This is a genomic window from Phyllobacterium sp. (genome assembly GCF_037994425.1).
Lineage (GTDB): Bacteria > Pseudomonadota > Alphaproteobacteria > Rhizobiales > Rhizobiaceae > Phyllobacterium.
The window spans coordinates 1-4,724 of record NZ_JBBNAM010000398.1 but is presented as its reverse complement, the minus strand read 5'-3'; the positions used below and the strand labels follow the sequence as shown (position 1 = coordinate 4,724).

Annotated in this window: 3 protein-coding genes and 2 pseudogenes; 2 read left to right on the top strand and 3 right to left on the bottom strand. The window is 55.4% G+C overall.

The window, feature by feature from the left end; translation table 11 throughout:
- Both minC and AAAB35_RS26280 read right to left on the bottom strand, forming a co-directional pair.
- Positions 1-717: pseudogene (gene minC, locus AAAB35_RS26285) on the bottom strand (septum site-determining protein MinC); the annotation flags it as partial.
- A gap of 445 nt (positions 718-1,162) precedes the next feature.
- Positions 1,163-1,519 (bottom strand): hypothetical protein, encoded by a 357-nt coding sequence (locus tag AAAB35_RS26280; protein WP_340671282.1) that lies wholly within the window; start codon positions 1,517-1,519, stop codon positions 1,163-1,165.
- Between the two features lie 853 nt (positions 1,520-2,372).
- Here AAAB35_RS26280 and AAAB35_RS26275 point away from each other — a divergent pair.
- On the top strand, positions 2,373-2,531 hold the full coding sequence (locus tag AAAB35_RS26275; RefSeq protein ID WP_170117156.1) for a hypothetical protein: 159 nt from the start codon (positions 2,373-2,375) through the stop codon (positions 2,529-2,531).
- 357 nt (positions 2,532-2,888) lie between these two features.
- On the opposite strand, the gene AAAB35_RS26270 is transcribed toward AAAB35_RS26275, so the two are convergent.
- Positions 2,889-3,818, bottom strand: coding sequence for a peroxidase family protein (locus AAAB35_RS26270; protein ID WP_340671281.1), 930 nt, complete (start codon positions 3,816-3,818; stop codon positions 2,889-2,891).
- Positions 3,819-4,627: 809 nt separating this feature from the next.
- On the opposite strand from AAAB35_RS26270, the pseudogene AAAB35_RS26265 reads away from it, so the two are divergent.
- A pseudogene (locus tag AAAB35_RS26265) lies at positions 4,628-4,724 on the top strand (transposase); the annotation flags it as partial.

The window sequence follows — 4,724 nt, the reverse complement described above, 5'->3', positions numbered from 1 at the left end:
AGCCACAGCTGTACGGCTTTCCCCCGAAATCGAGGCTCCATATCTTCCGCAGTCTTGTAGAGGCCATCAATGGCCAACAGTTCCGCTTCAAGTTTGCGGCAAAAAAATGCGTGCCGATGCGTTTCCGGCTGATCCCGCCATGGCCCGTCCTCGCAGCGTGCCATAGACGTGGATTGAGCCACCCGCGACTATTTCAGCGCCCGAGGCGACTGACCCGATGATCGTTACATCGCCCTCAGGAAAGATCACCGATTGCCCTGATCGCACAGGCTCTTTTATGATGATCGACGGCATCACACGGATTTGCGCGCCGCCGGGAGAACTCGTTGGCGGTACCGGAGGTTCGTTGTTTCCGGTGGATAATTCTATTGCTGCATTTTGCGCCGGAGCTTGGAAATCCGTTGCAGATTTCCCACCCTTCAAGGCTGGTGGCATACCAGGAGCAAGCAGTGAAGGGCGGGCACCTTCAATCCCCATGAGCGATACCCCACGCTTTGCAAGCTCGTTGATCAGGAGCGTTAGCTCAGCACGGTCAGTTTGGAGGTGCTCAACGTCTAGAACGATCGGCTTACCCAAGAAAAAGCCTGCAGAACGCGATGCGAGGTCGTCTAGTCGCGCCAGCCAATGATCGATCGGTGCTTCGGGCGCAAGCACAAGGGCAAGAAACGAGCGGCCTTTAAGCCGAATTGATTGAGAATCTGTTAGCACTTTGGTCATCTAAGTTAATTTTTCGTTTCAACGATATATGCGGCGGAAGGTTAACAGATGGTTAATTTTTTGCCGATGAGTATTGCTGTGGATCTTGCAATCTCGCCCTCGTGCAGTGTCGCGCTGTTTGCTCATCGGAGTTTTTGGCTCTTGTATCAGTGCGCGTTGGTGCGGTCGCAGGCGCCTTTAATCCTGTCGATATTTCCGACGAGGAACGATTGAGCGCAGAACTCCCGCGCCGGAATGACGGCTTCGCGCCTCATGTCGGTCATTCACATCGAATTTAGTGCCACCTGAAAGCAGACGTTGCCAGAGTGGGCCCTAAGCTTATGAACGATAGAACGTTGCGATCCGTGTTAAAGCCAACATCTGAAACTAAAAGAACCGAGCGTCGTAGGCAGTTAGAAGGGGCGGCGCGATCAAGGATGGCTTTGAGCTGATCCTCTCGGCGAAGTCAGTTTGTAAATCCAAGAATCTTGTCATGGAGGCCGACGATCTTGACATTGAGCGCTTCGATAGCTTTCAGAATCGCTGCCGCCTCTGCCGGCGCGCTCTCGGGCAATTGGTCAAGGCCGTTGCAAGAATGCACGAGCTGCCCAAGCAGCCTGCGCAACCTGTCCTTTCCAAACTTACCGTAGATGATCGCGTCAAGCCGATCGGCAGCGGTCTTGCCACGGGCCTCTCGCAATGCGTCGCGATAGCCGCTCAATTCCTGCATGCTCATCTCGACGTTGAGAGCGGTAGCATCTTGGCTAGCCGCGATCGCGGCGACATCCTCGAGCGTACCAGTTCCGGCCGCGATTACTTCCAAATAACGTCGCGACCCCTGCGGCGCGAAACAAGAGACCAGCATTGCCCTTTCTCTGGACGTGAAATCGAATTGTGCCCGCCTCGATCCTGCACAAACCCCGCGCACATGACAGGTCCGGCAGGCAGGCCCCAGCCCGTAACCATTAACTCTCAGTCCGTTTTCTCCGTCTTGGTTTTCCAGTCCTTTCTTTAGCCTGTACGCGCTCTGCGGAGGGGACCACTGTCGTTACGAGAAAGGTAAAGATGTCGGCCCGCGCCGCAACTCGTACTATTGGTTTAATTGTCTCAATATTGAAAATGGACTAAACTAACGCCATTGGGGAACAATCAGATACTATTCGCCGACAAGGTTTAAACCTGTCGATTTTAAGAAAAATGGGACAGGTTAGTTCCGCTTCATCTCTTGTTCCATGTACCGGTCGAGGCAACTCGCGCCGGCAAAGATTGGAGATTTGTCATGCCAGCCAATTGGGCACCACTTCAGAAACTTTCGAACGGTCGAGTCGAGTGGCCGACGGGTCCGATGACGGGCCTCCACCCAAACTTTGAGCCCACGTGGGTCGAGGCCTGGGTAGTGCAGTCTACCACCGGCGCGAACCCAGCTGATAAGATCTTGACGGGACCCAGTCAAAGCACCGCCCAGAGTTCTTGGACAGGTTTTACGCCGAACCAGTGGACTGCAGCCGAGCCTGGGTGGAAAAGCGGTGACTTCTATGCCGGACCGGCATTGGGGATCTCGCTCCTGGCAATGCGCAATAAGACCACAGGGGATCATGAGTTCGATTGGTGGTTTCAGCCGATCACTCTATTTTAGAGCTCGGCAGCCGTTGAGCTACGCGTAGTTGGAGGATGAAATGGTCATCGATGACGAATTTATCAAAAAATTTGAGATGCAGATCGAAGCCATGAAGAATATGCAACAGAAGGTCGGGAAGGCGATCGAAGACGCCCAAAAGCAGGTTGAAAAACTGAGAGAAGCGAAAGGGCAATCTGTTGAGGACGTCTTAAAGTAAATGTAATGTCCCACCGTTCAGGACCGTGGTGGCTGGGATCGCTCGGTGGAAAGGACCCGAAGGCATATTCCACTTCGTCGGGAGAGTCGCGGTTGGACTCTGGATTACCAATTTGACGCGCGCGGTCGCGTGCGCCTTGATGCGCAAAACATCGCACACCCCTGTTTTGGAAGAACAATAGGATCTGAGTTCTTTACATCAGCAGTGTGGTTTGCAGCCCGGTATTCCCGGTTTCCGCTACTGGCATTGCCGGAGCGCAAGGCCGTGAAGTTGCGACCATATTGCGCGCGTGGTCTGCCAGCAAAGCTGAAGTCAGCGCGGCTGAACGTCCCGCCATCGGCTTTGTGAACGCGACCTCTATGGTTGCGTTACCCCGGCGAAGTTCACCAAGTCGGCCACCGTGAAGTCTCCGGCAGTGGACGAAGGCAGGATAGGTGTGAACCCGCCGGCGACGTTCAGATAGGATGAGGCATCCCTCTTCAAGATCCTGACAAACGTCTCCGCCACGATCCTGCCGCCGACCGGACCCAACTGATTTCCACTGTGGAGGACGGCGGCCTCACGCAGGACGTAATACCACAGGGGCGTCTTGCTCAGCAGCAAACCGCCGCTGGAATTCAGCACAGCCACTTCGGCCGCCGGCAATCCAGATGTCAATTGCGCCGTGGTCATGGGCGTGATGCCGAATGCGTTGGCCATGCCCTGTCCGCTCGGCAGGCCGAGAGCCAGAGCGCGCCGGAGGTTGCGCGTGGCCAAAATCGCCATCATTCCCGCGAAACCGGGCAGTGATTCCAATCCATTAGCCATGAAGCTATCGATTTTACGGGCTTTGTTGTGAACCGGCACTGGCACTCCGGTATCAAAGAACGCATTGAAGTCGACGACCCAGTTTGAAAAGACCGGCAGCCGCGGATTGCGATTGAACTCGAAAACCTTTCCGAGCGTGGCATTCGGGAAGTTGAAATTCACCCAGTAGGTATCGCGGACCATGCTGTGGCCGAACCGGTACGCTGCCACCGCGAACTCGACCGGCATTTGGAACGGACTGCCGATAGGAGCAGAAACGCTCGTCATTGCGTTGTTCACGGCGGTCGCTCCGCAGATTCTTTCCAGAAAGTCATGCACCACGGCCCATTGGTAGTGATGGGTCACGATTCGCTTGGCCTCTGCGAAGATGTCGCCCGCGAATGCTACTGCAAGCAGCAGGTCAACGACGGCATTATGGAAACGCAGCATCGCGTGCTGGAACTGGACGATGATCAGCTTTTTCGTCGTTACGCGGATCACCGATTACGGCAGGGTTCGTACCCTGCATGCGGGGGACTTCCCAGTTCGTCTGCGGGACCATTCCTGATAGGTCAGCGTTGTTGCTGGGGCCGCCCGAGCCGGTAGGCGTGTTCGTGCACCTGTGCAACTTGATTGCGGTGGCTGGACCGGATGCAGGAAAATCATAGAGAAACGGATCCAGGCCAGGCCCGCGACCGTAAACAGAATCCAGATCGAGCGTCGGGCTCCGCATGTTATTGATCGTATTCGCATCGGTTTCGGCGTCGAGAGTCGACGAGACGTCGAACGTGATGTCATGGTCCACGAACTGACCAAAATAAGTGAAGCCTGCCGGATCGAAGATACGCCCGCGTCAGCAGGATTGTCAGATGCAGGATTGGGATCACGGCCGGCGTCTCCCATCATGTTACCGAGTTGGCCGAGGAGTGCTTGCGTGGCGAAATTGAATGGCAACTTCGTTGCCTTGCGGGTGGCTGGTGACAACATGTACCCAAAACGATCGGCGCAGGCGGAACTGAGCCAGGGAAACGGAAACCAGTAGAGCGGAATTTTAACGCCGTGAAAACGTCGTACGCCCGGCTTTAATGCGGGGATGGACTCTTTGACGTCTTCCGGTAACTTTTCCACCGGAAGGTCCGTCGGCTTGATGCGGTTCGCGCTGGCCAACAGTTGCTCCAGCGAAACGGTCGGCCTCAGATCCATTTCGATCTGACGCCTTTGCAGCTTTGACAGGGCCATTGGCTTTTTGTTAACGAATCCCTTGGGAATGGATGTTCTCTTTAAGCGAGCGCAGCGACTTTGTTAAATTCCTGGTGCCGCTCAGAAAGAAGAACTGGTTCGTCTACGCCAAGCCACCCTTCGCCGGACCCGAGGCCGTTCTGGCGTATCTGTCGCGCTACACCCATC

Bases quoted from the DNA above. Each gene is read 5' to 3' on its own strand.
- AAAB35_RS26275 (WP_170117156.1), top strand. From the start codon at position 2,373: ATGGTCATCGATGACGAATTTATCAAAAAATTTGAGATGCAGATCGAA.